Source organism: Spiractinospora alimapuensis (assembly GCF_018437505.1).
GTDB classification, from domain to species: Bacteria; Actinomycetota; Actinomycetes; order Streptosporangiales; family Streptosporangiaceae; genus Spiractinospora; species Spiractinospora alimapuensis.
Window position 1 is genome coordinate 4,703,479 of the sequence record NZ_CP072467.1, and the last position, 25,412, is coordinate 4,728,890.

Below are 25,412 nucleotides of genomic sequence, written 5' to 3' on the forward strand. Positions count from 1 at the left end.
AATACTTTTGCTTCTCAGTCGTATTCCGCGTGGCATGGCGGCCGCCGCTGGCGCCGCCGCCGTCGTCGCCGGTACCACGTTCGGTGTCGCGGCCTTCGCTGACAGCGGGCCGGAGCCCACCGCGGCCGTCAACGAGGCCGCCGTTCCTGAGCAGGGTTCGTTCGTCGCCGACGCCGACAACGGAAACGAGGGGCAGGCCGACGAGGCCCGCACCCAGGCGGAGGACGCGCGCGCCGAGGCGGCCGACGCGGCCACCTCTGGCGCCGACGCGTCGGTCAGCCAGAAGGAGGAGAAGGAAGACCCCGAACCGCAGGCCGAGCAGGCCAGTAGCAGCGGCAGCGGCGGCGGGAGCAGCAGTAGCAGTGGCGGCGGTGAGAGCAGCAGCAGCGGTAGCAGTGGCGGCGGTGGCGGAAGCTCCGCTCCCAGCGGATCGCCGCGCGACATCGCCCGCGGCATGCTCGGCGACTACGGCTGGGGCGGCGACCAGTTCTCCTGCCTGGACAACCTCTGGGAGAAGGAGAGCAACTGGGACCCGTCCGCGCAGAACCCGAGCTCGGGCGCGTACGGAATCCCGCAGTCGCTCCCGGGTGACAAGATGGCCAGCGCTGGTTCCGACTGGCAGACCAACCCCGCGACCCAGATCGAGTGGGGACTCGGCTACATCAAGGACCGGTACGGCAGCCCGTGTGGCGCGTGGTCGCACTCACAGGCGAACAACTGGTACTGAGCACCTTCGACTAGCGCAGCGGTGTGTGCGTGTGGACGGACGACGGATGAGGTCAGTGATCCGCGTGAGGGTAATGTGATTTACTTCATACGGATTTGACTGTGACTCGGCCGTGACTTTCAGGCAGTCTTGTCCACTGTTAGGTAAAGGCCTGGAGCGTCAACGATCATCCCTTCGCATCGTTCGAACGCCCCGGTCTTCGTCCGGCTCGATGTTGAGCGGAGCGATCCGCGCCGAGCTAACTCCATGTTCGAAGGCCGTACGGGTCGATCCGTCCATACGCACACCACCTGCGTGACTGCGAAAGGTGCATTCTTGCTACTCAACCGGATCCCGCATCGGGTCGCCGCGGCAGCGGGCGCCGCGACCGTGGTGGCGGGCGTGGCGTTCGGCGCCGCGGCATTCGCGGATAGTGGCCCAGAGCCCGCCGAGGTGGCGGATGCCGCTCCCGAAGCAGAGGACATGCAGTTCTTCGCCATGGGGGAGGACCTCACCCCGGAGGAGCTGGAAACCCTGCTCTCCCAAGCCCAGGAGAGCCGTGAGAGCGCCCTTGACGGCGCGGTGACGGCGACCTCGGGCTCGGTCGAGGAAGAGGAGGAAGAAGAAGAGGAGGAGGAAGAGGAGGACAGCGAGGAAGCTGCCTCGGTCCCCTCCGGCTCCGCTCGGGAGATCGCCCAGGGCATGCTCGGCGACTTCGGCTGGGGCAACGACCAGTTCTCCTGCCTGGACAACCTCTGGGAGAAGGAGAGCAACTGGAACCACACGGCGCAGAACCCCAGCTCCGGCGCCTACGGCATCCCCCAGGCCCTGCCCGGCAGCAAGATGGCCAGCGCTGGTTCCGACTGGCAGACCAACCCCGCCACCCAGATCCAGTGGGGTCTCGGCTACATCGATGACCGCTACGGCAGCCCGTGTGGCGCCTGGTCGCACTCACAGGCGAACAACTGGTACTGACGGCCACCAGAAGTGCCGCACCGAGGCCGCGAATCCCGAGGGATTCGCGGCCTCCTTTGATTGACGCCCCTCATTCCGGACGTCGAATGTCAGACACTGAGGGAGACACGGTGCGCGGAGTGGAGGAGTGCGGTGGGCGTTCCACGGATCAGCGGGGGTTGCGTCGTGGTGGCGGCGGGGTTGATGGCCACGGTCAGTGTGCCGGCCTCGGCGGAAGAGCTGCCCTACGGCCCAGCCTGGGGCTCCTGTGGCTCGATGACAGTGGAGGTGGGCCTCTCCGCGCACTACTACGCGTTCCCAACCGGCGACGCGGAACAACCACACCTGTCCGCGAGCGTGACCGCTCAAGGTGAGGGGCAGGCGCCACCCGGAACACGCACGGGTGTTCGTGGCCAGGCCCTCGTCGAGATCGTGGAGAGACCACAGGGTTCCGCACCGCCGGAGACGGCGGAGCCGGAGGCCGAACTGACGGTACCCATGGAAGGAGACGGCACGTCGAACAGTGAGGGCGAGCTCCTCATACGGCTCTGGGGGGATGAAACGCTCCCACGATCCGAGTGGGATCCAGCCGCGCCCGCCTACGAGGCCCGACTGGTGGGGTTCGAGCTGGAGCGGCCCGCACTGGAGTGCTCGATGCCGGAGACCCGCACCGGTCCGATCGGCGTGGGACCGAACATGTACCCAACACCCACAGAGGCGGCGCAGGACGCGGGCCGCGGCCAGGACATGGACGCCGACCTGGCGATCGTGTTGGTCGCCGGGTCGGTCACCGTGGGCGCGACGGCCCTCGCGTGGTTCCTGGTGCGCACCCGTCGACGAGGGGCCGGCCGTTCGCGGTGAGCCGGGTCATGCCGACCGACAGGCCCTTCGTCAGGCGTCCAACTCGCTCGCGACGAACGTCTCCAGGGCACGATCGATGGCGTCCTGGTACTCCCGCTCCATGGACCGTGGGCCGTTCCACCACATGAAGTAGGCGTTGTAGTCGTGGTCGTGTACCTGCCACCACCGGACGAACCGCTCCGCCTCGTCGAGACCCTCGTCGACCATCTCGGGGACGGTGATGGTGTAGGTGGCCTCCCAGACGACCGTGTCCCAACTGTCGGGGAAGTTGGGGAGTTCGTCGGTCTGCTCGAGCCGGACCTGCTGGAACTCCAGGGCGTCCCCGGCGATGTCGTCCTCGATGGACTGGATGTACTCCTCGGCGGAGAACTCCAGGCCCTCGACGTCGTAGGACGACTGGTTCATGGCCGCGACGGCGAAGGACAGACCGTGGCTCGCGGTCGGGTGGGAGAACTCCGCGCCGTATTCGGTGACGTTGTCCAGGCTCACCGACCACTCCTCGGGGTGGTCGACCTGGAGCATGTCGTCCTCCCAGGAGGCGAAGCCGTCGTTGGAGCCGCCCCAGGGCACTATGACGAGCGCCGAGACGACGACGAGGACCACGGCGACCGCTCCACCCCCCATCAGCAGTACGGTGCGCCGCCGGCTGTTCGACGGGCCCGTTCCACTGCCCCCTGTTGACCGCACGGGCTCGGGGGCGTGCGGTCGGGGCGCGGAAGCGGGGTAGCCGTGTGGGGCTCCCAGACGTCCGGGAGGCCCCTGGGGTGGCGGCACTGGCGGTCCGCCGGCCTGGAGGTGGCCGTTGGGCCCGTGCGGTCCCCTCGCCCCGTGTGGAACGGGCATGCCGGGCGGTCCGGCCGGGGCCAGCGGCCCGTGCGGTCCCTGCGGCCCGGAGGGGTGTCCGGGCGGCGTGCCGTGCCACGCGGCGTGTGCGCCAGAGGGTGCGCCCGTGGGTCGGCCACCGCCGCCGGGAGGCCCCGGAAACGGCTCGGGCGGCGCCTGTGGACCGGATGGGCCCACGGTCGGCGGGCCGGGGGGCCGGAGTCCCGCCGACGGCGTAGTGGCCGTGCTCGGCTCCCCGCCTCGCGAGTTGGACAGCATCTCCCGTGCTCCGGAGGCCGACAACCTCCGCTCCGGCGCACGGTCCAGCAGTCCGACGATGACGTTCGTCAGCTCGCCGGCGTCGGGGGGCGGGATCTGGCTGGAGATCACGGCCCCGACCGTCGCGGCCATCGTGTCCCGCCGGAACGGAGTGCCCCCGGTCGTGGCCGCGTACAACGTCACGCCCAGGCTCCAGAGGTCCGACGCGGGACCGACCTCACTCGCCTCGAACCTTTCCGGTGCGATGTACTCCGGCGAGCCGAGGATCCCGGTCCGGGTGATCGCCGAGTCTCCTTCGATCGTGGCGATCCCGAAGTCGGTGAGAAGGACGCGTCCGTCGTCGGCGAGCATCACGTTGCCCGGCTTGACGTCGCGGTGCAGGATCCCCGCCTTGTGCGCGGTGTCCAGCGCGTCTAGCAGCCCCTCGGCCACCGGAGTCGCGGCGGCCGCCGACAGCGGCCCGTCGGCGCTCATGACCTGCTGCAGGGAGCGGCCCCGCACGAGCTGCATGACGACCCACGGTGCGGAGTCGACCTCGAAGACGTCGTAGAGGGTCACCACGTTGGGGTGGTCGGCCAGCCGGGCGGCGGTGCGCGACTCTCGGCGGAGCCGGGCCCGCGCGTCCGCGGCCTCCTGGTCACTCAGCTCGTCGGGGAGCAGGACCTCCTTGAGCGCACCTCCCGCTCCAGCTCGGTGTCCCAACCGCGCCAGACGACGCCCATCCCGCCGCGGCCCAGTTCGCCCTGGAGCACATAGCGTCCCGCGACGGTTCTGTTCTCGGGGGTCGGCTGCTCGACCATCTCCGGCACCCTTCTTCTGCTGCGGCGCGGTTCACGCCAGTGGGGGTTGGGGCAGTACGCGGCGTCAGCGGGGGGTCAGGCCTGGTCACCGCGCATGGAAACTCTCCAGGGTGTAGTCGATGATGTCCCGGTAGTAATCGCGTTCGTCGAGGGGACCGGTCCACTGGATCCAGTAGGCGGTGCCGTCGGGCGCGTGCGACTGCAGCGCGACCCGGAACCGCTCGTCATGGTCCAGGTTCTCCGCGTGGCGCTGCTCTCGGGTGACGTCGTGCGTGCTCTCCCAGTACACGGTGTCCCACTCGTCGGGGAAGTTGTGGTCCTCGGCCGCTGTGAGCTCCAGCCGTTCGTAGTCGCTGAAGTCCTCGGCGACGTACCCCTCCTGCAGGACGACTTCCTCGATCGCGTCGTCGTGTGTGGGTTGGTACCAGGAGATGGTGAAGTCGATGAGCCGGTCGTTCTCCCGGGGGTGGAAGACCGCGACGTAGTCCTCGGAGTCCTGGGTGACCAGCCAGTCCTGCGGATACTCGACCCCGATCGTGTCGTCGGACCAGTTGCGGTACTCCGTCGACGCCGGACGCGCGGCGAGGAAGTAGATCGCCACGCCGGCCAGCAGCACCAATGCCAGGGCGCCACCACCGATCCCCAGGAAGAGCCGCTTCCGGGACGGTGACGAACCGGTGGCCGCCGCGTTGGGGACGCGGGGGTCGGAGTACTGGGCGTAGGGCGGGGGCGTCGTCTGGGCCACCGGGGAAGGTGTCGTCCAGCCGCCCGGTCCCATCGGTGAGGGCCCGGCCGGCACTCCCAATCCGGGAGGAGTGGGCGGCACTGGAGGCCCGGGCGGCCCCTGGGGAGCCTGTCCGGGCATCCCACCACTGACGGCGATCCCCGGACCCGTCGGGTGGGTCGGGGTGTGGGTGGCCTGTGGCCCGCTCGGATGCGGCTGCGGGTTGGTGATCATGTCCTTCGCGGCGGCGGCCGTGAGCCGCTGGGCCGGGTCGCGCTCGAGCAGGCCCATGATCGCCGCGGTGAGGTGGCCCGCGGGGGGCGGCTGGATCGGGCTGGAGACGACGGCGCCGATCGTGGCGGGCAGCGTCTCCCGCCGGAAGGGTGTGCCTCCGGTCGCGGCCGCGTACAGCGTGACTCCGAGGCTCCACAGGTCCGAGGCGGCGCCCACGTCCTTGCCCTCGAACCGCTCCGGCGCCATGTACTCCGGGGACCCGGCGAGCACGCCCGTGCGGGTGATGCTGGTGTCCCCCTCGAGCGTGGCGATACCGAAGTCGGTGAGCAGGGCGTGACCGTCGTCGGCCAGCATGACGTTGCCCGGCTTCACGTCGCGGTGCAGGACGCCCTTGCCGTGGGCTTCGTGCAGGGCGTCCAGGATCTCGGTGGCGATACTGGTGAGTCGTTCCGGTGGGAGGGGGCCGCTGTCGCGGAGCACCTCCTCCAGGGAACGCCCCGACACGAGCTGCATGACGACCCAGGGGTTGCCCTCGAAGTCGAAGACGTCGTGCAGGGTGATCACGTTGGGGTGGTCGGCGAGCCGCGCCGCCGAGCGTGACTCCCGGCGCACCCGCTCGTGCGCCTCCGCCCGCTCGTCCTCGCTCATGTCCCGGGGGAGCTGGACCTGCTTGACCGCCACCTCCCGGTCCAACAGGGTGTCGCGTCCACGCCAGACGACGCCCATCCCACCGCGCCCGAGCTCCGCCACGAGCTGGTAGCGGTCCGCGACGATCCTTCCGCCCTCGTCCAGCGGCGCGACCATGGCGAACCCTTTCCAGCAGTGGGGGGCGACAGGAAAAGGCCCCCAGAAGCGTACTCACCGATCAGACGCACCAACGTGCCTCCTGGTTTCTCCCAGAAGGCAAGAGTGGCATTGGCCGCACCGGTGGGGGAGAGCGACGTACTTCCTCGGGGACTCTCCACCCCAACAGGGAGGAGAGACTCCACCCCTCGCGGGGCGGGTTTCCCGCTTCGCGCCAGGATCGCACAGTGGGGCCCGGCATCACCCGAGTGTTCCCGGGCCGCGACTCGACCAGCCGCGCCAACGTCCCTCACCGCGTCGGCGTCACGGTCGCGCCGCACACGGAGAACAGGACGCATGCGCTGGGGCGCGGGAGCGAACGCGCGAGACGCTCGACCTCCCAGCGGGAACGGACCGACGTGCGCGTCCCACGGGGATGAGCACAGGCGGCGGCCCCACGACGGGGACCGCCGCGGGATGTCACTGGCTGTTCGTCATCGCGAGGACGTCCAGCGCGGCATCGAGCTGCTCCTCGGTGAGTTTGCCCTGCTCGACGTAGCCGGCCTCGAGCACCACCTGGCGGATGGTCTTGCGCTCGGCCAGCGCGCGCTTCGCGACCTTCGCCGCCTCCTCGTAGCCGATGTAGCGGTTCAGCGGCGTCACGATGGAGGGGGAGGACTCCGCGTACTCCCGGCACCGTTCCTCGTTCGCCACGATCCCCACGACGCACCGGTCGGCGAACACGCGGGAGATGTTGGAGAGGAGACGGATCGACTCCAACAGGTTGCGCGCGATCACGGGGAGCTGCACGTTGAGCTCGAAGTTCCCGCTGGCCCCACCGAACGCGACGGCCGCGTCGTTTCCGACGACCTGCGAGACGACCTGCAGCATCGCCTCGGGCAGCACGGGGTTGACCTTGCCCGGCATGATCGAGGACCCCGGCTGGAGGTCCGGCAGGTACAGCTCGGTCAGACCGGTGCGGGGGCCGGACCCCATCCAGCGCAGGTCGTTGGCGATCTTGGCGAACCCGACGGCGATCGTCCGGAGCTGACCGGACAGCTCCACGAGCGCGTCGCGCGCACCCTGCGCCTCGAAGTGGTCGCGCGCCTCGGACAGCGGCAACCCGGTGGCCGACGCCACCTCGGCGATGACCCGCGGCGCGAAGCCCTCGGGGGTGTTGATGCCGGTCCCGACCGCGGTGCCGCCCAACGGAAGCTCGGCCACGCGCGGCAACACGGCCTCCAGCCGCTCCACGCCGTAGGCGACCTGGGCCGCGTAGCCCGCGAACTCCTGCCCGAGGGTGACGGGGGTCGCGTCCATCAGGTGGGTGCGCCCGCTCTTCACGACCGAGGCGAACTCCACCGCCTTGCGGTTGAGCTCGCCCTCGAAGTGACGCAGCGCCGGGATGAGGTCGTTCATCACCGCCGACGTCGCGGCGATGTGGATCGACGACGGGAAGACGTCGTTGGACGACTGGGAGGCGTTGACATGGTCGTTGGGGTGGACCGGCTCGCCCAGCCGCTCCGTCGCCACGGTCGCGATGACCTCGTTGGTGTTCATGTTGCTCGACGTGCCCGAACCCGTCTGGAAGACGTCGATCGGGAACTGGTCGTTGAACGTGCCGGCGGCGACCTCCTTCGCGGCGGCGCGGATGGCCTCGGCCAGCTTCGGCTTGAGCACCCCGAGATCGGCGTTGACGACCGCGGCCGCCGCCTTGATCTCGCCCAGGGCCTGGATGTGGGCGCCCTCCAGCCCCTGCCCCGAGATCGGGAAGTTCTCGACGGCGCGCTGGGTCTGGGCACGCCACTTGGCGTCGGCGGGAACCTTGACCTCGCCCATCGAGTCATGTTCGATGCGGAACTCGCTCATTGTGCATCCCAGGGCGTCCCCGCGCGTCACCGCACGAGGTCCCTGCCTCCAATCTCGCAACCGGTCAGTCAGTGCTCAGCAACAGTGCCCAACGACGGCCCCGTCGACGGTGCCGTCGACAGCGCTCATCAGATGGGGCGGACGCCCCCGGACACGGTGGCACGACCCGTTCTGATGAACACTGCGGCGCACGCGCGGGTGAACCGTGGTGAACACCTGCAAGCCTGCCAGACGCGGGCGTCAAGTCAGGGGTCAGCCCGCGGTTATGTGGCGCGCCGCCACGGACGCCAGGACCGCTTGCGCTTCGGGGCCAGCACCCACACCGACCCCAGCACGCTGAACCCCTGGATCTCCAACGTGGGGGCGTCCGGTCCGGCGACGCGCGCCGTGGTGCGCCGCCGCCCCAGGAACGTCCAGCCACGGACGCGCACCTGCACGTTGTCCGGCACATGGATGACGACACGGCCCACGACCGCTGAGATATCCAGGTGGACGTGCCGTTCGGTCAGCAGCGCCTCGCGCAGGTCGAGCTCCACTGTGCCGAACGCGGTGAAGGTGACGTGCCGGTCGGGGAGGACCCAGCGACCACCACGACTCTCGTTCCGGAACAGGGCCAGGATCGGCCCGTCGCGTAGCTGGATGGGTTGGCGTTCCGGGGAGAGCAGGTCCGTGGTGATGGGCGCCAGGTCGCCGAGCGTGCGGGCGGCGTACACCGCGTCGAGGCGTTCCTGGTGCTCGGTGGGGTCGATCCGCCCATCGGTCAGCGCGTCACGCAGGATGTCGGCGACACGCTCCCGGTCACCGTCGGAAGCGCGCATGTACTCCGGGGGCATGCTCACGCCCCAAAGGTACCGTGACCTCGGTGGCAAAATCGTTGGCGATCCGTCGCCACTTCGCCATAACGTTGCGCGTATGAGCTCTGACGCGCCCCGGTCCCGCGCTTCCGATCCTCAGGAGCCAGCGATTCTCCTCCGGGGGGTGATCAAGCGGTTCGGTTCCCTGACCGCCGTGGACGAACTGGATCTGGACGTCCCTCCCGGCATCGTCATGGGACTACTGGGACCCAACGGCGCGGGGAAGTCCACCTCGATGCGGATGCTCACCGCACAGAGCCGCGCGGACGCCGGGGAGATCAGAATCCTGGGACACCAGGTTCCCCGCGAGTCGAAGTGGGCCCGCTCGCTCATGGGGGTCGTGCCCCAGCACGACAACCTGGACGAGGAACTCACGGTCGCGGAGAACCTGCGCGTCTATACCTACCTGTACCGGGTCCCCCGCCCGGAACGACAGGAAGCGGTGGAACGCGCCCTGGCCATCGCCCACCTGGAGCACAAGCGCGACACCATCACCGAGAAGCTGTCCGGTGGGATGCGCCGCCGCCTGCTGATCGCCCGCGCGTTGGTGCACCGCCCGGAGGTCGTGCTGCTCGACGAGCCGACCGTGGGCCTGGACCCCCAGGTACGCCAGGAACTGTGGGGTCTGATCACCGCGTTGCGCGACGAAGGCGTGACGGTGTTGATGTCGACGCACTACATCGAGGAGGCCGAACGCCTCTCCGACGAGGTCGCCCTCATGGCCAGCGGCAAGATCGTGGAGCGTGGCGTGCCCTCGGAACTCATCACCACCCACGCGGGCAAGACAGTGGAGGAATACCCGGCCGGCCCGGACACCATCCGCCAGTTGGAGGAGCGGGTTCGCGGCGCGGGCTTCCAGACCCGGCGCACCGGCTCGGCGCTCGCGGTGATGCGCGCGGAGGAGATCCCCGACGCGCTGCGCGAGGAGCTCGGCCCCGCGATGCGTCGCGCCAGCAACCTCGAGGACGTCTTCGTCGCACTCACCGGAGAGCGGGTCGAGTAATGACCGTCACCGACAACGTTCGCGCCAACGCCCGACCCGCCGTCCACACCCGCCCCGGACGGATGGAGTTCGTGCCCATCCTCGGGATGCTGGGCCGAGAGTGGGTCCTCTACAAACGCACCTGGGCCCCGATCACCTTCGCCGCCATCGTCGAACCCGTGATCATGCTCCTGGCGTTCGGCATCGGGCTGGGAACCCTGATCGGCGCGATCGGTGGCTACGACTACATCGAGTTCCTGGGTACCGGCATCGTCGCCACCGCGGTGCTGTTCACGTCGATGTTCCCCGGCCTGATCGACACTTTCGTCCGCCGCGAGTTCCGCAAGTCCTACGAGGGGGTCCTCGCCGCCCCCGTCGACGTCCGCGAGATGGTGACGGCGGACGCCCTGTGGATCGCCCTCAAGGCCGGGGTGTACGGATGCGCGCCCCTCCTGGTCGCCATCGGCTTCGGCCTCCCACCCACCCCGTGGATGCTGCTCGTCCCCTTCATCGGCTTCATCACCGCGATGGGCTTCGCCCTGCTCGGCATCTTCCTGTCCGCGGTCATTCCGTCCATCCGCATGGTCGACTACGTGATCTCCGGGTTCATCACGCCCGTCTACCTGCTCGCGGGGACGTTCTTCCCTCTCGACCAGTTCCCGCAGTGGCTGCAGTACCTCACCCTGTTCAACCCCCTCTACCACTGCGTCGAACTGGTCCGCGGGACCGCCTTCGGCATCGCCCCCCTCACCGCCGCCGGCCACGTCCTCGCCATCCTGGTCTTCTGCGTCGTCACCTGGCTCCTCGCCGTCTGGCAGATGCGCCGCCGCCTGATCGACTGAACCACCGCTCACCGTCGTCGATCTCGTAGCCGTCGCATGTGACGGGCACCTCGCTGTCGATGACAGCGAGATCAACGAGAAGGAGAGGGGGCTCTCAGCGCGATTCTCGGCGTCCGCGTTGTTCGTCGGGGTCGGGGACGGGGGCCGCCGCGAGGAGGGCTTGGGTGTAGGGGTGCTCTGGTGCCCGCAGGACCCGGGCGGTAGGGCCGGACTCGACGACGCGTCCAGAGCGCATGACGTCCACGTGCGCGGCGAGGAGTTCCACGACGGCGAGGTCGTGGCTGATGAACAGGCACGCGAACTCCAGGCGGCGCTGGAGGTCGCGGAGGAGGTCCAGGACCTCCGCCTGGACCGACACGTCGAGGGCGCTCGTGGGTTCGTCGGCGATGAGGAGCGAGGGTTCCAGGGACAGGGCTCGGGCGATGCTGACGCGCTGGCGCTGCCCGCCGGAGAGCTGGTGCGGGTAGCGGTGCCGCATCGCCGGGTCCAGCGCGACGCTTCGCAGGAGCTCGTCCACCCGGTGGATCAGTTCGTCGCCTCGGGCCACGTTGAACCGGCGCAGGGGTTCGCCGACGCTGGCACCGATCGTCATCCGTGGATTCAGAGAGGACGCCGGGTTCTGGAACACGATCTGGAAGTCGCGTCGCATCGGGCGGATCTGGCGTCGGGACAGCCCGGTGATCTCGCGCCCGTTCACGGTGATCGACCCGGAGCTGGGGCTGATCAGACCGGCGGCACAGCGACCCACCGTCGACTTGCCCGAGCCCGACTCTCCCACCAGACCGTGGATCTCACCGGCGCGGATCTCCAGTCGCACGTGGTCCACGGCCCTGAAGGCTCCGTAGTCCACCACGAGGTCGTTGACCTCCAGCACGATGGGCGCCGTGTCCTCGGGGCCGGGGTCCGACTCCGTCTCCTCTGCGCGCAACGACGCCTGTTCGGGGCCCTCCCCGACGGACATCTCGCCCCCGGAGAGTCCGGGGCCGCCGCCGAGTCGGGGCACGGACCTCAGCAGGCGGCGCGTGTACTCGTGCCGTGGCGCGGTGAGTACCTGACGCACGTCTCCCGACTCCACGACGTGTCCCTGGTGCATGACCAACACCCGCTCGGCGATGTCGGCGACGACCCCCATGTCGTGGGTGATGAGCAGGATCGCCGTGCCCAGGCGTGACTTGAGGTCGCGCAGCAGGTCGAGGATCTCGGCCTGCACGGTGACGTCGAGCGCTGTGGTGGGTTCGTCGGCGATGAGCACCCGCGGGTCACAGGCCACCGCCATCGCGATCATCACGCGTTGGAGCTGTCCCCCGGAGAACTGGTGAGGGTAGGAACGCAACCTCCGACGGGGGTCGTCCAGGCCCACCAGGTCCAGCAGTTCCGCCGCGCGGTCGTTGGCCTGGCGCCGTGACATCCCCATGTGGCGGGTGAGGACCTCCCGGAGCTGCCATCCCACGGTGAAGAGCGGATTGAGCGAGGTGGTGGGCTCCTGGAAGACCACGGCCACCTCCCGGCCCCGCAGCTCCCGGAGGCTGCGGGCGTCCAGGCCGATCAGCTCCTGCCCGGCGAGTGTCGCCGAGCCCGCGACGGAGGTCTGGCGGGGAACCAGGCCCAGGACCGACATGGCGCTCACACTCTTGCCGGATCCTGACTCCCCGACCACGGCGACGACCTCCGCCGGGTGGAGTTCGAGGTCGATCCCGGACACCGCTTGGAAGGGGCCGTCCTCGGTCTGGAACCGTACGGCCAGGTCCGCGACACTCAGTACGGGTTCGGCCGGGGATCGCCTCGCGGAATCCTGTGTCTCGGTCACCGTCGCCGTCCCTTCGGGTCGAGCGCGTCCCGGAGTCCGTCTCCGAGCAGGTTGAAGCCGAGCGTGACCAGCACCAGCATCAGGCCGGGGAACACCGCCAGCCACGGGGCGTGGATGAAGAACGCCATGGCGTCCGAGAGCATCACGCCGAGGGACGGGGTGGGTGGTTGCACGCCGAGACCGAGGAACGACAGCATCGCCTCGCCGATCATCGCCGCCGGGATTCCCACGGTGATCTGCACCAGCAGCGCGTTCCCGGCGTTGGGGAGTATGTACTTGAACAGCACGACCAGGTCGCTGGCGCCACCCGCGATCGCTCCCTCCACGTAGTTCTCCTGCGACAGGCGCAGCGCCTCACCGCGCATCACCCGGATCAGTGGGGGGATCTGGGCGATGCCGATGGCGATGGCCGCGTTGGTCAGCGACGGTCCGAGGATCGCCGCGAGCCCTACCGCCAGCACGAGGAACGGGAAGGCCATCACGGCGTCGGTGAGTCGGGAGACGATCGGGTCCACGACCCGCCGGTAGTAGCCGGCCGCGAGCCCCAGCGGCACCGCCACCACGACGGCGAGCAGGACGGCGAGTACTCCCACGAACAGGGAGGACCGGACGCCGTAGATGACCCGCGCCACCTGGTCGCGCCCGAGCTCGTCCGTCCCCAGCCACGCGGTGAGGGACGGCTGGGCCAGCAGCCGGTCGAAGTCGACCGCGGCCGGGTCCTGCGGCGCCAGCAACGGGGCCGCGACCGCGACGGTGACCGTCGTCGCCGCCAACACCAGGCCAACGACGCCCGCGGGGTTGCGCAGCAGCCGGCGCCAGGGTGATCGGCCGTGGCTCGGTGCCGGAACCTGGTAGGGGGAGGCAGGCGTGGTCCGCTCGTCCGGTGCTGTGCTCTCCGCGCGGCCCGGGGTGGTCTCGGAGCTCATCGCGTCCCTCCCTGCGCCCGGATGCGGGGATCGACCACTGAGTAGAGCAGGTCGACGATCAGGTTGACCAGGATGTAGGCGGCGGCCGTCACCATGACCGTGGCCTGGATGACGGGGAAGTCGCGCGTGAAGACCGACTCCACCATGAGGTTCCCGAACCCGGCGAGCACGAAGATCTGTTCGGTCACCACAGCGCCGGAGATCAACGAACCGAGTTGCAGACCCAGGATGGTCAGCACGGTCACCATGCTGTTGCGCAGCGCGTGCACCAGGACGATCCACGCGGGGGCGAGCCCCTTCGCGTGCGCGGTGCGGATGTAGTCGGAGCTGAGCGCCTCGATCATCGACGACCGTGTCTGGCGCATGACCACCGCCGCGAGCGCCGTACCGAGCACGATCGCCGGCATGACCATGCTGGCGAGGTTGCCGCCCAGGGACTCGCCCAGGGGGACGTAGCCCGAGGCCGGCAACCACCCCAACGCCACCGCGAACAGCAGGATGCCCATCAGGCCGAGCCAGAAGTTCGGGATCGACATCCCGAGCAGGGCACCGGTGTTGGCGATCCAGTCGGCGGGACGCCCCTGTCGCAGCGCAGCGACCACCCCACCGAGGATCCCGATCACCGCCGCGACCAGGAGGCTGAGGAAGGCCAGCTCCAGGGTGACGGGCAGTCGGCTCAGGATGGTCTCCGAGACCGGAAGTCCCGTACGCACCGAGTCCCCGAAGTCCAACCGTGCCATCTGGCCGAGCCAGGTCAGGTACTGCACCGGCAGCGGCTGGTCCAGGCCCAGGCGCTCCCGGATCGCGTCGAGGGTCTCCTGGCTGGAGTCCTCGCCGGCGAGGAGGAGCGCGGGGTCGCCCGGCATCGCCCGCGTGCCCGCGAATATGGCGATCGAGACGAGGAAGAGGGTGATGACCGACTGGCCGAGTCGGCCCAACAGATAGCGCGCCATCCTCACTCCCCGGCCACGTGCCCGGCGTTGACGACCCGGATGAGCCCGTCTGGATAGGTCACGACTCCGGCCGTGTCGTCGCGATGGGCGTGATAGATCTGGTTGCGGTACAGGTAGATGATCGAGTTGCCGTCACGCAGAGTGGGGACCAGTTCGCTGTAGAGCTCACGGCGTCGCTCCTCGTCGGTCTCCTCCGCCGCGGCCTGGATCAGCTCGTCGGTCTCCTCGGTGAAGTTGCCGCCGTAGTTGTTGCTGCCACCCCGGACGTGGAACTGGCCGATGTTGCCGTCGGGGTCCGGTCGTCCCGACCATCCTTGGATGTAGGTGTCGAAGTTTCCGGCGCGCCCCTCGGCGACTCCGGTGGCGAACTCGGTCGGCTGTAGGCGGAGGTCGAAGTCGGCCTCGGCCGCCATCGCCTGGAGCACCTGGCCCAGACGCATGCTGATCGGATCGTTGGGGATCATCATCTCGATCCGGATCGGTGTCGGTAGTCCGGATTCCGCGACGAGTTCGCGGGCCCGGTCCAGGTCGTGCTCTGGGCACGCCTGGGTCTCCTCGGTCGCGTAGGCGCTGATTGGGGGGATCGGGCCACACGCCGGCTGGTAGAGGCCGCTGAACACGACGTCGTTGATGGCGTCCCGGTCCAGGGTCAGGGACAGCGCCTCGCGCAGCTCCGGGTGTTCCGCCATGACGGTCTCGGGCGAGCGGGGCTCCTCGTCGAGCCCGTCGGCGTTCAGCACGTTGACGGTGATCCCCATGTACTGCAGGGAGGGCTGGTTCAGCAGCTCGAGACCGTCCTCGGCGGAGACGGTGGTGACGTCGTCCGGGCTGACGTTCTGCACCACGTCCAGTTGGCCGGAGCGCAGGTTGGCGAGCCGGGTCACGTCGTCGGGGATCGGCCGGTAGACGACCCGCTCCAACGGAACCTCGTCGCTGGCGTAGTAGTCCTCGCTGCGTTCCAGGACGATACGGTCCTGCGCCACCCGTTCCACGTACTGGAACGGGCCCACACACACCGGGTCCTGGGCGAAGTCCTCGCCCAGCTCGTCGAGGGCCGTGGGGGAGAGGATCATGCCGGCGCGGTCGGCGAGGATCGACTGCAGCGGCGGGTAGGGGCGGGAGAGGTCCAGCTCGATCGTGTGGTCGTCGACCACCTCCACCGACTCCACGGCGCTGAGCTCGGTGGCCCGCATCGAGCCGGGGAGCTCCCGGTGCCGGTCCAGGCTCTGTTTCACGGCCTCCGCGGTGAACGGAGTTCCGTCATTGAATTGGATGTCGTCTTCGCGGAGCGGAATGGTGACGCGAAGTCCGTCATCGGAGATCTCCGGGGCGTCGGCCGCGAGTTCTGGAACGAGCTCGAGATCGGCGTCGACGTCATACAGCTTTTCGCACATACTGATGAAAACGTTGCGCCCGACCAGGGTTGTCGCCAGGGTCGGATCCAGGGCGTCGGGCTCGTCCTCAAGTCCGATGACGAGTTCGCCGCCGTCCTCCACCGGTGCGTCGACGACCGAACGCTCGGTACTGACGACGTCCTGCGGGTCGACCAGCGGAGCACAGCCCACGGCCACGAGAGCCGCTCCGACCGCCACCACTGACCAGCGTCGCGACCAGGGGGCCGGCGCGGTCCGTGGCGCACAGGGGAGACGGGAGAGCACCCCTGCACCTCCTCTTCCGTCATGATCCACGTGAGTAGGTTGGACCCTAATATGACGGAGGGCCTACTGTATACGGTGTTCATTGTTTGATCGTGTTAAATCCAGATAACCCGGACACAGAACAGTCGACAGCGGGACAGGAGTTGCCATCCGCATGGGGGAATTCACGAGTAGGCCGGAGCTGCGCGGACACTTCGGAATGGTCGCCTCGACACACTGGTTGGCCACCGGCGTGGGAATGTCGACCCTCGAGCGTGGCGGAAACGCATTCGACGCCGCCGTCGCCACGGGCTTCACCCTGCAGGTCGTGGAACCGCACCTGAACGGCCCCGCGGGAGACGTCCCCATCATCATGCAGGCCGCGGGCGGAGCCCCGACCGTAATCTGCGGCCAGGGACCGATGCCCGCCGCCACCACCCTGGACGCGTTCGCCGGCCTCGACCGGGTCCCAGGCAGCGGCGTACTGCCCGCGTGCGTCCCCGGAGCGTTCGACGCCTGGCTGCTCATGGCCCGCGACCACGGCACCATGCGCCTACGCGAGCTCATCACGCCGGCGATCGACTACGCCACCCGCGGCTACCCGGTGATGCCCCAGATCGTCGACAAGATCAACCTCGCCCGGCCGGTCTTCGAGTCCCACTGGCCGACCTCCCGCGCCCTGTGGATGGCGGACGGATCTGTGCCGACCGCCGGCAGCTTCCACCGCAACCCCGCCCTGGCCGCCACCTACCAACGGATCCTCGACGAGGCGGAGCGCGAAAGCCAGGACCGCGACGGACAGATCGACGCCGCCCGGCGAATCTGGCGTGAAGGCTTCGTCGCCGAGGCGATCCTGCGCTTCGTCGCCAGCCCCATCGCCGACGGATCCGGGGCTCCGCACACGGCACTGCTCTCCGCGGAGGACCTCGCCAGCTGGCGGGCCAGCTACGAGGACCCCGTGAGCATCGAGTACGCCGGCCTGCGGGTCCACAAGACGGGACCCTGGGGACAGGGGCCGGCCTTCCTGCAACAACTCCGCCTGGCCCAGGCTCTGGGTATCGGGGAACTGGACGTGTTCTCGCCGGAGTTCGTGCACCGCGTCACCGAGGCCGCCAAACTCTCCTTCGCCGACCGCGACGCGTGGTACGCCGACCCCGACTTCTTCGACGTCCCCCTGGACACCCTCCTGTCACCGGAGTACGCCGCGCACCGCGCCGGACTCGTCACCGACACCGCCTCCCTGGAACTGCGCCCGGGCAGCCCCGACGGCCGGACACCCTTCCTCCCCGAACTACGGCGCCCCGGCACCCTGCCCACCACCGACCTCACCAGCGGCGAGCCCACGGTGAACCCCGCCGGCGAACAGAAGGGCGACACCTGCCACGTGGACGTCGTCGACGCCGACGGCAACATGGTGGCGGCCACCCCCAGCGGCGGATGGCTCGCCAGCTCGCCCACCATCCCCGACCTCGGCTTCCCCCTCGGAACGCGTGGGCAGATGTTCTGGCTGGACGAGCGGGCACCGAGCGTCGTCGCGGCGGGCAAGCGGCCCCGCACCACCCTCACCCCGACACTGGTCACCCGGGAGAACGAGCCGGTGATCGCGTTGGGCAGCCCCGGGGGTGACCAACAGGACCAGTGGTCGCTGACCTACTTCCTGCGCCTGGTGCACGGGGGCATGAACCTGCAGGAGGCCATCGACGCGCCCATGTTCCACACCAACTCGCTGGCCGGGTCGTTCTACCCACGCGACTTCTCGCCCGGTGAGATCGTCGTGGAGTCGCGGGCGGGCGAGGCGACCCTCGCCGAGCTGCGCCGGCGCGGCCACCACGTCGTGGAGTCAGGTCCGTGGTCCCTGGGCCGCCTGTCGGCGGTCTCCCGGGATCCGGAGACGGGGATCCTGCGCGCGGCCGCCAATCCCCGAGGCATGCAGGGCTACGCCGCCGGCCGGTAGCCGTGCCTCCACGAGTTGCCGGAGCGGCCACACCACCCCCGCCCATGGTGTGGCCGCTCCGGAGGCCACGACCGGCGCATCCGGGGACGCGCCGATCGTCCTTTCGTGGTCCCAGGGTGGTTATTTCACGGCGCCCATGGACAGTCCGCGAACGAGCTGCCGTTGCGCGATCCAGCCGACGATCACGATGGGCAGGGACGCCATCAGCGCGGCCGCGGAGAGCTGCGCCACGAAGAGGCCCTCACTGGTGATGAAGCCGGTGAGGAACACCGGCACGGTCGCGGCCTGGGACGCGGTGAGGTTCACCGCGAAGAAGAACTCGTTCCACGCGAAGATCATGCAGATCAAGGCGGTCGCCGCGACCCCGGGCGCCATGATGGGCATCATGACCGACCACAGGATGCGGGGGAGTGCCGCCCCCTCGACCCGGGCGGCCTCCACCAGCGCCTCGGGCACCTCCAGGAAGAACGACCGGAGCATCCACACCGCGATGGGCAGGTTCATCGCCGTGTAGAGCACGACCAGGGTCCAGATGTTGTCCAACAGTGAGAGCCGGGACGCCGCGACGTAGATCGGCACCACGACCGCCACCACCGGCAGCATCTTGGTGGAGATGAAGAAGAACAGCGCGTCCTGGGTGCGCTTCACCGGTGCGATCGACAGGGCGTAGGCCGCCGGGATGCCCAGCAGCAGTACCAGGAACGTCGACACCAGGGTGGCGATCACGGAGTTGCCGACATAGGGCAGGAAGTTGGCGTCCCACACCGCCGCGAACCGGTCGAGGGTGGGTTGGAAGAACAGGGTCGGGGGATCGGTCGCGGCCTGGTTCTCCTGCTTGAAGGCCGTGAGCACCATCCACAGGACCGGGGACACGAAGAGCAGTCCGATCCCCCAGGTCACGATGGTGAGGGCGGCGGCGCCGGCCTTCCTGCCGGTCGCGCGGTGTGGAGGACGGGAACGTCGGGTCGGTTCCTCGTTCCGGCTGGCGGACTGTGTGGGGGCCTGGGCGGTCACGAGTTCCCCTCCCGAACGTTCATGAAGGTGCGGAAGATGAGGCGCAGCGCGAGCGTCGCCACGATGATCGTGCCGATGACGACCACGACGCCCATGGCCGCCGACTGGCCGATGTCGAAGCCCAGGAACGTGCGCTGGTAGATGTAGAACGGCAGGTTCGCGCTCGCCGTACCCGGTCCACCCTGGGTCAGGATGTAGATGGTGTCGAAGGTGTTCACGACGTAGATGGACCCCAGAAGCACACCCAGCTCGATGTAGCGCCGCAGGTGCGGCAGAGTGATCCACACGAACATCTGCCACCGGGAGGCGCCGTCGACCTGCCCGGCCTCCAGGACGTCACCGTTCTGACTCTGCAGCCCCGCCAGGACCAGCAGCATCATGAACGGTGTCCACTGCCAGACCAGGGCGATGAGCACCGAGACCACCGGGGCCTGGGAGACCCACTCGAAGTCCCCCACCCCGAACGGGGACAGCACGAAGTTGAGCAGGCCGAAGACCGGCTCCAACATGATGTGCTTCCACAGCAGGGCCGTGGCTACGGGGAGAATGAGGAACGGCGTGATGATCAGGGTGCGCACCACGCCACGCCCCAGGAAGTGGCGGTCCAGCAGCAGCGCGAGCCCGATGCCGAGCAGCATCGCCACGATCACGCACGAGGCCGTGATCAGGATGGTGTTCAGGGCCGCGCCCAGGAACTGGGCGTCGGTGAAGACCGCGGCGTAGTTGGCCAGCCCCACCCACGCCTGCGAGTCCGGGCGCAACAGGTTCCACGACCGCAGCGAGTACACGATGGTGGCGAGGAACGGCAGTTGCGTCACCACGATGGTGAACACCAGGGCGGGCATGAGCGGTCCCCGCCGTGCCCAACCGGCGGCGCGCGCCGAGCGTGCGCGTCGTGGGGCAGTGGCCGCCGCCGACGCCGTCTTCTCACTGGCGGCGGTGCTCATTCGGCACCCTCCTCGGCGTAGGTCTCACCGACGACCTCGGCGTACTGCTGGCTCTGGGCGAGTGCCTCCTCCACGGTGATCTGTCCGGCGATCGCCGCGCTGAGCTGCTGGCTCACCCGGGTTCCCAGGTCCTGGAACTCGGGGATGGCGAGGAACTGGATGCCCTCGTAGGGAACGGGGCGGGTTCCCGGGTCGGTGGTGTCGGCCTGTTCGATCGCCCGCAGCATCGGCTCCGCGTAGGCGCCGGCGACCTCCTGGTACTCCGGTACGTCGAACGTGGACAACCGGTTCCCCGGCGGGACCCGCTGCCACCCGTACTCCTCGGCCACGGTCTCCACGTAGTTCTTGTCGGTCATCCACTCCAGGAAGGTCCACGCCTCGTCCTTGTGCTCGGACGTCGCGGGGATGCCCAGCGACCACGTGTACAGCCAGCCGCCGTACTCCGTGTCGACCACCGGCGCCGGCGCGTAGCCGTTCAGCCCGGTGACGGTGCCGGACTGCTCGTCCTCGATCGTGGAGACCATCGCCGTGGCGTCGAAGAACATCGCCGCCCGCCCCTGGGCGTACCGGTTGAGGCAGTCGCCGAATCCGCTACCCGCGGCGCCCGGCTGCCCGTGGTCCTGCACCAGGTCCACGTAGAACTCCGCCGCGGCCTGGAACTCCGGGGAGTCGATCTCGGCGTTCCAGTCCTCGTCGTACCACCGGCCGCCGAAGGTGTTGAGTATGGCGTTGAACGGGGCGAGGACCTCCCCCCACCCGGCGAGTCCCCGCAGGCAGATCCCCGAGACCCCAGGCTCGAAGCCGTCCAGCTCCTCGGCGAGCGCGGCGACCTCCTCCCAGGTGGGTTGCTCCGGCATCTCCACACCCGCCTCGGCGAAAAGGTCCTCGCGATAGGCCAGGAACGACGACTCCCCGTAGAACGGCACCGAGTACATGTCCCCTTCGTAGGAGACGTCCTCCCGGATGGAGGGGATGAAGTCCTCATGGTCGTAGCCGGGGCTGTCGTCGATGTGGGGCTGGAGGTTCTCCAACCATCCGTACTCGGCCCACTGCCGCGTCTCGTAGTTGCTGATCATCACGACGTCGAACTCGCCGCCGCCCGTCGCCACGGAGGTGGTGATCTTCGCCCGGGCCTCGTTCTCCGGGAGTGACACGAAGTTGAGCTCGATGTCGGGATGCTCCTCGCGGAACTGGGTCGAGAGCGAGATCGCGTCCTGCATCTGCGGATTGGAGACGATGGCGATGACCAGACCGGTCGTATCGTCTCCCGACGTCACGGCGCCCGCGCCGGCACAGCCGGACACCAGGGCGGCCGCGGTGGCCAGTGCCGTCGTCGCGCGCAGACGGCGGGGGAAGGACGGGGCGCCGCTGGGGGGCGGCGCTGGGTCAGAGGGCACGACGTGGACCTTTCTCCGAGGGTTCAGTTGGGTGGGCGCTTGGCGGATCCTTCCGGGATGACCTGCACTTTCACTCCGGCCCCGGCGCGCATCAGCCCGAGCGCCTCAGGGAACCGTTCCAGCGGTTCGGCGTGGGTGAGCAGCGGCGCCGTCTCCACCGTCCCGGCGGCCAGCAGATCCACCGCGGCGCCGAAGCTGTGCAGGACCGCCATGGACCCGACGACGGTGATCTCGTCGTTGTAGATGCGGAAGGGAGAGAGCTGGACCCGGGCCTCGTCCGGCGCGACACCGAAGACCAACAGGCGGCCGCCGCGTCGCAAGCCGTCGAACGCCGCCTCGATGGCGCTGGGCGCCCCCGTGACGTCGACGGCCGCGTCGAACCCGGTATGGGGGAGGTCGGCGGCGTCGGTCGCGGTGGCCGTGGCCCCCAGCGAGGCGGCGATCCGGAGCCGGTCGGGGTTGCGGTCCACGACGTACACCTGTGCGCCGGCGTTCCGCAGGAGCTGCAGGAGGAGCAGGCCCATCGTTCCGGCGCCGATCATGAGGAAGCGTTCGCCCGCCTCGACCCCGACGCGACGCACCCCGTGCACAGCGCAGGACAGCGGCTCGACGAGCGCGCCCTCCTGCCAGCTCATGCTGTCGGGGATCCGGTAGCAGTTGGCGGCCGGGACCGCCACGAACTCCGCGAACGCGCCGTCCACCGTGTCGCCGATCGCGCCCCAGTTCGCGCAGAGGTTGCCTCGACCGGCGCGGCAGTACTCGCAGTAACCGCAGAACAGCGAGGGATCCACGGCGACGCGGTCTCCCACGCGCAGACCGCCGGGCGCTCGGGAGCCCACTTCCACGACCTCGCCGGCGAACTCGTGGCCGGGAACCAGCGGGTAAGGGCTGGGTGGGAACTCCCCGTCGGCGATGTGCACGTCGGTGCCGCAGATGCCGCAGGCTCCCACCCGGAGGACCACCCCGTCGAGCGTCGGCGTCGGGTCGGGCCGTTCGTCCACGGTGATCGACCCCGGCGTGGTGATGATGGCCGCTCGCACTTGGCTCCCCTCGAATCACGGTGACGCTCATATGAGCGCACCAGGTCACATATGTTTACTCATTGAAGATCCAAGGCTGAGGTGCTGTCAATGGGGACGTCACACCCGAGTAATCTGGTGCACATATGAGCAACCGGGGAACTTCGGAATCCGTCCCGCCGTCGGAGCACGGGCCCGCGGAGATGGTGCGGCTGGCCGCGATCGCCCGGCGTTTCTACCTGGACGGCCGCTCCAAGGTGGACATCGCCGAGGAGTTCGGCCTGAGCCGCTTCAAGGTGGCCCGCGCCCTGGACACCGCGCGTGACCTGGGCATCGTGCACATCGACATCCGTCTGCCCGAACGGATCGACCCCGAACTGTCCGAGCGCGTCCGGGCCACCTACGGTCTACGTCGGGCGATCGTGGTGGAGGCCGCCGCGGACCCCCTGCAGACCCGCCTCGACCTCGGCTCGGCCGCGGCGCGACTTCTCCCGGAGATCGTCCACCCGGGGGAGGTGCTCGGACTCGCCTGGAGCCGCGCCCTGCAGATCATGGGCGCGAACCTACGCCACCTACCGGAGTGCACGGTGGTGCAGCTCAACGGGGTGCTGTCGGAGTACGCGGGCGGTGGCGGATCGGTGGAGACCGTCCGGCGGGCGGCGGCCCTCGCCGGTGGTCGTGCCCACTCCATCTACGCCCCCCTGATCCTTCCCGACGCCGCGACCGCCGCCACCCTGCGCGCCGACCCCGGCATCGCGGCCGCCTTCGCCCGCTTCGAGCAACTCACCACCGCGGTGGTCGCCATCGGCGGCTGGAACGAGCAGGAGTCCACGGTCTACGACACCCTCGACCCCGACTCCCGCTCCCGCTACCGGGCCCTCGGGGTCACCGCCGAGATCTCCGCCCAACTCTTCGCCGACGACGGCACCCAGGTGCACACCGACCTCGACGAACGAGTCATCAGCGTCCGCGCCGAACAACTCCGCCGCGTCCCGGAGGTGGTGGCGGTGGCCGGGGCCGGCGGTGCCGGCAAGGCCCGAGCCATCCGCGCGGCTCTGCGCAGTGGCCTGTTGTCCACCCTCGTCACCGACACCGACATGGCGCGGGTCCTGGTGGAGGACACCGTCCGGGACGGATGATTCGTTCACGCCACGCATGGCGAGTCTCCTGGTCGTCCGTTGTCTCCGACGTCCTCCGTCGGTGCGGAGGGCTCGACCATCGGGGGCGACCAGCGGGTGGTGAACCCTTCCGCCGCCCCACCGTGGGTCGCGGTGTACGCGGCGTCGATCAAAGCTGGCGGCGAAGCCCCGCGATGAGGAGTTCGACCAGTCGACGCGGGTCGTAGCGGGGATCGCTGTCGGCGCCGATGCAGAGGTTTCCGACTCCCCGCAGGAGCTCATAGGCATCGACACCGGGATCGATCTCGCCGGCGTCGGCCGCGGCGTCCAGGAGTTGAGCGCACACGGGTATGAGGCGGTCGAGGAAGTACGTGTGCAGGGTGTCGAAGCGGGCGTTGTCGGACTGAAGTACGGCGGCTAGTCCGTGCTTGGTGACCAGGAACTCGACGAAGAGGTCGATCCACTGTGCCAGGGCGGCGTGCGGGGTCGCGCCGCTGGCCAACAGGGAGGGGCCCGCCTCGGCGCAGGTGTCGACCTGGTGGCGATAGACGGCGACGATGAGGTCCGCCCGGGTGGGAAAGTGGCGGTAGATCGTGCCGAGCCCGACGCCGGCCTTGGTCGCGATATCCCGAACTGGTGCTTCGACGCCTGACGTGACGAAGACCGCGGCGGCCGCGTCCAGCAGGGCCTCCTTGTTGCGCCGGGCGTCCTTTCGTCTGGACGGGGCCTGTCCCGTGCTCTCGTCTCCGCCACTCACCGCGTCGCTCCTTCCGGTGTCGAGCTTGCCAAAGCGGAACAGTGTTCCTTATTGTTGTCGGAACGCGGTTCCGTTTTCTCATGATGTCAGAACGGAGACCGACAACCAAGAACAGCACCGACGCCGCACCAGCGATGGAGGAACACCGTCATGCAGTACCGCACCTTGGGCGCACCGGTGTGCGGGTCAGCACCCTCGCACTCGGCGCGATGAACTTCGGCGCGCTCGGACGCACCACCCAGGACGAGGCCCACGCCATCGTCGACGCCGCTCTCGAGGGCGGGATCAACGTCATCAACACCGCCGACGTCTACAGCGGCGGCGAGTCGGAGGAGATGGTCGGAAAGGCCGTCGCGGGCCGTCGAGACGACATCGTGCTGGCCACAACGGCGGGCCTGCCCATGGGAGAGGAGCGCAACCGTCGGGGCGGTTCGCGCCGGTGGCTCGTCACCGCTCTGGAGAACAGCCTGCGCCGTCTCGGCGTCGACCACGTCGATCTCTACCAGATCCACCGATGGGACCCCACCACCAGCGACGAGGAGACGCTGTCTGCGTTGACCGACCTGCGGCGCGCCGGGAAGATCCGCTACTTCGGCTCCTCCACCTTCCCCGCACACCGCATCGTGGCGGCCCAATGGGCCGCCCGCGAACACCACCTGGGCCGTTACGTCACCGAACAGCCCAGTTACTCGATCCTCCAGCGGGGAGTCGAGACCCACGTCCTGCCCGTGGCCGAGGAGTACGGTCTCGGCGTGCTGGTGTGGAGCCCGCTGGCCTCGGGCTGGCTGTCGGGCGCGGTCCGCGAAGGCCGAGAGACCACCACCAACCGTTCAACGTTCATGCCGCAACGCTTCGACAGCACGATCCCCGCCAATCGCGCCAGGCTCGACGCCGTGGAACAACTGGCCAAGGTCGCCGACGAGGCCGGACTCACGATGGTCCAGCTCGCTCTCGGCTTCGCCACCGCGCATCCCGCCGTGACCAGCGCGATCATCGGGCCGCGCACCGTGGATCACCTGAACTCACATCTCGCCGCCGCGGACACCGCGCTCTCCGACGACGTTCTCGACGCGGTCGACGCGATCGTCGCCCCCGGTACCGATCTCGCCGCGCACGAAAAGAACGACACGCCGCCCGCGCTGCTCGACCCATCACTGCGGCGTCGCTGACCCG

21 protein-coding genes are annotated in these 25,412 nt (G+C 69.3%); 8 read left to right on the forward strand and 13 right to left on the reverse strand.

The window, feature by feature from the left end:
• Positions 1-7: 7 nt before the first annotated feature.
• The 3 genes from J4H86_RS22090 (at position 8) to J4H86_RS22100 (ending at position 2,521) form a co-directional block, all read left to right on the forward strand.
• Entirely contained in the window at positions 8-727 is a 720-nt protein-coding gene (locus tag J4H86_RS22090) for an aggregation-promoting factor C-terminal-like domain-containing protein (protein WP_394356406.1), read from the forward strand.
• Positions 728-1,042: 315 nt separating this feature from the next.
• The gene (locus tag J4H86_RS22095; RefSeq protein WP_236539969.1) at positions 1,043-1,681 is read left to right on the forward strand and encodes an aggregation-promoting factor C-terminal-like domain-containing protein; all 639 of its coding nucleotides are present in this window, start codon (positions 1,043-1,045) and stop codon (positions 1,679-1,681) included.
• A 132-nt stretch (positions 1,682-1,813) separates the two neighbouring features.
• Positions 1,814-2,521, forward strand: coding sequence for a hypothetical protein (locus J4H86_RS22100; protein WP_236539971.1), 708 nt, complete (start codon positions 1,814-1,816; stop codon positions 2,519-2,521).
• A 30-nt stretch (positions 2,522-2,551) separates the two neighbouring features.
• On the opposite strand, the gene J4H86_RS22105 is transcribed toward J4H86_RS22100, so the two are convergent.
• The 4 genes from J4H86_RS22105 to J4H86_RS22120 all read right to left on the reverse strand — a co-directional run bounded on the left by J4H86_RS22105 (position 2,552) and on the right by J4H86_RS22120 (position 8,865).
• The gene (locus tag J4H86_RS22105) at positions 2,552-4,324 is read right to left on the reverse strand and encodes a serine/threonine-protein kinase (protein ID WP_236539973.1); all 1,773 of its coding nucleotides are present in this window, start codon (positions 4,322-4,324) and stop codon (positions 2,552-2,554) included.
• A 183-nt stretch (positions 4,325-4,507) separates the two neighbouring features.
• The gene (locus tag J4H86_RS22110; RefSeq protein WP_236539975.1) at positions 4,508-6,184 is read right to left on the reverse strand and encodes a serine/threonine-protein kinase; all 1,677 of its coding nucleotides are present in this window, start codon (positions 6,182-6,184) and stop codon (positions 4,508-4,510) included.
• Between the two features lie 459 nt (positions 6,185-6,643).
• A complete protein-coding gene (locus J4H86_RS22115) occupies positions 6,644-8,032 on the reverse strand; it encodes a class II fumarate hydratase (protein WP_236539977.1) in 1,389 nt (462 codons plus the stop codon).
• 263 nt (positions 8,033-8,295) lie between these two features.
• On the reverse strand, positions 8,296-8,865 hold the full coding sequence (locus tag J4H86_RS22120; protein ID WP_236544131.1) for a DUF1707 SHOCT-like domain-containing protein: 570 nt from the start codon (positions 8,863-8,865) through the stop codon (positions 8,296-8,298).
• Between the two features lie 79 nt (positions 8,866-8,944).
• On the opposite strand from J4H86_RS22120, the gene J4H86_RS22125 reads away from it, so the two are divergent.
• Both J4H86_RS22125 and J4H86_RS22130 read left to right on the forward strand, forming a co-directional pair.
• On the forward strand, positions 8,945-9,889 hold the full coding sequence (locus tag J4H86_RS22125) for an ABC transporter ATP-binding protein (RefSeq protein ID WP_236539980.1): 945 nt from the start codon (positions 8,945-8,947) through the stop codon (positions 9,887-9,889).
• Positions 9,889-10,710: an ABC transporter permease gene (locus J4H86_RS22130; RefSeq protein WP_236539982.1), complete on the forward strand. Its 822-nt coding sequence runs from the start codon at positions 9,889-9,891 to the stop codon at positions 10,708-10,710. Before J4H86_RS22125 ends, J4H86_RS22130 begins: the two co-directional genes overlap by 1 nt.
• A gap of 94 nt (positions 10,711-10,804) precedes the next feature.
• Here the strand turns inward: J4H86_RS22130 and J4H86_RS22135 are convergent, their stop codons facing one another.
• The 4 genes from J4H86_RS22135 to J4H86_RS22150 are packed head-to-tail and all read right to left on the reverse strand — an operon-like array spanning position 10,805 to position 15,988.
• Positions 10,805-12,517: an ABC transporter ATP-binding protein gene (locus J4H86_RS22135; RefSeq protein WP_236539984.1), complete on the reverse strand. Its 1,713-nt coding sequence runs from the start codon at positions 12,515-12,517 to the stop codon at positions 10,805-10,807.
• Positions 12,514-13,443, reverse strand: coding sequence for an ABC transporter permease (locus J4H86_RS22140; protein WP_236539985.1), 930 nt, complete (start codon positions 13,441-13,443; stop codon positions 12,514-12,516). The genes J4H86_RS22135 and J4H86_RS22140 overlap by 4 nt, the downstream gene beginning before the upstream one ends.
• On the reverse strand, positions 13,440-14,396 hold the full coding sequence (locus J4H86_RS22145) for an ABC transporter permease (protein WP_236539987.1): 957 nt from the start codon (positions 14,394-14,396) through the stop codon (positions 13,440-13,442). The genes J4H86_RS22140 and J4H86_RS22145 overlap by 4 nt, the downstream gene beginning before the upstream one ends.
• A gap of 2 nt (positions 14,397-14,398) precedes the next feature.
• Complete coding sequence (locus tag J4H86_RS22150; protein ID WP_236539989.1) at positions 14,399-15,988, reverse strand: ABC transporter substrate-binding protein; 1,590 nt, start codon at positions 15,986-15,988, stop codon at positions 14,399-14,401.
• A gap of 220 nt (positions 15,989-16,208) precedes the next feature.
• Here J4H86_RS22150 and J4H86_RS22155 point away from each other — a divergent pair, with 220 nt between their 5' ends.
• Positions 16,209-17,987 (forward strand): gamma-glutamyltransferase family protein, encoded by a 1,779-nt coding sequence (locus J4H86_RS22155; RefSeq protein WP_236539992.1) that lies wholly within the window; start codon positions 16,209-16,211, stop codon positions 17,985-17,987.
• A gap of 120 nt (positions 17,988-18,107) precedes the next feature.
• Here the strand turns inward: J4H86_RS22155 and J4H86_RS22160 are convergent, their stop codons facing one another.
• From J4H86_RS22160 to J4H86_RS22175, 4 genes are all read right to left on the reverse strand, one after another.
• Positions 18,108-19,001: a carbohydrate ABC transporter permease gene (locus J4H86_RS22160; protein ID WP_236539994.1), complete on the reverse strand. Its 894-nt coding sequence runs from the start codon at positions 18,999-19,001 to the stop codon at positions 18,108-18,110.
• The gene (locus J4H86_RS22165; RefSeq protein WP_236539995.1) at positions 18,998-19,948 is read right to left on the reverse strand and encodes a carbohydrate ABC transporter permease; all 951 of its coding nucleotides are present in this window, start codon (positions 19,946-19,948) and stop codon (positions 18,998-19,000) included. The genes J4H86_RS22160 and J4H86_RS22165 overlap by 4 nt, the downstream gene beginning before the upstream one ends.
• Positions 19,945-21,273 (reverse strand): ABC transporter substrate-binding protein, encoded by a 1,329-nt coding sequence (locus J4H86_RS22170; protein WP_394356529.1) that lies wholly within the window; start codon positions 21,271-21,273, stop codon positions 19,945-19,947. Before J4H86_RS22170 ends, J4H86_RS22165 begins: the two co-directional genes overlap by 4 nt.
• Before the next feature lie 95 nt (positions 21,274-21,368).
• Positions 21,369-22,385 (reverse strand): zinc-dependent alcohol dehydrogenase family protein, encoded by a 1,017-nt coding sequence (locus J4H86_RS22175; RefSeq protein WP_236539997.1) that lies wholly within the window; start codon positions 22,383-22,385, stop codon positions 21,369-21,371.
• A gap of 182 nt (positions 22,386-22,567) precedes the next feature.
• On the opposite strand from J4H86_RS22175, the gene J4H86_RS22180 reads away from it, so the two are divergent.
• Positions 22,568-23,503 (forward strand): sugar-binding transcriptional regulator, encoded by a 936-nt coding sequence (locus tag J4H86_RS22180; protein ID WP_236544133.1) that lies wholly within the window; start codon positions 22,568-22,570, stop codon positions 23,501-23,503.
• 148 nt (positions 23,504-23,651) lie between these two features.
• Here J4H86_RS22180 and J4H86_RS22185 read toward each other — a convergent pair whose 3' ends face one another.
• A complete protein-coding gene (locus J4H86_RS22185; protein ID WP_236539998.1) occupies positions 23,652-24,239 on the reverse strand; it encodes a TetR/AcrR family transcriptional regulator in 588 nt (195 codons plus the stop codon).
• A gap of 80 nt (positions 24,240-24,319) precedes the next feature.
• Between J4H86_RS22185 and J4H86_RS22190 the strand changes: the two genes are divergently transcribed.
• Positions 24,320-25,408, forward strand: a complete 1,089-nt coding sequence (locus tag J4H86_RS22190) for an aldo/keto reductase (RefSeq protein WP_236540000.1) — start codon at positions 24,320-24,322, stop codon at positions 25,406-25,408.
• Positions 25,409-25,412: the final 4 nt, after the last annotated feature.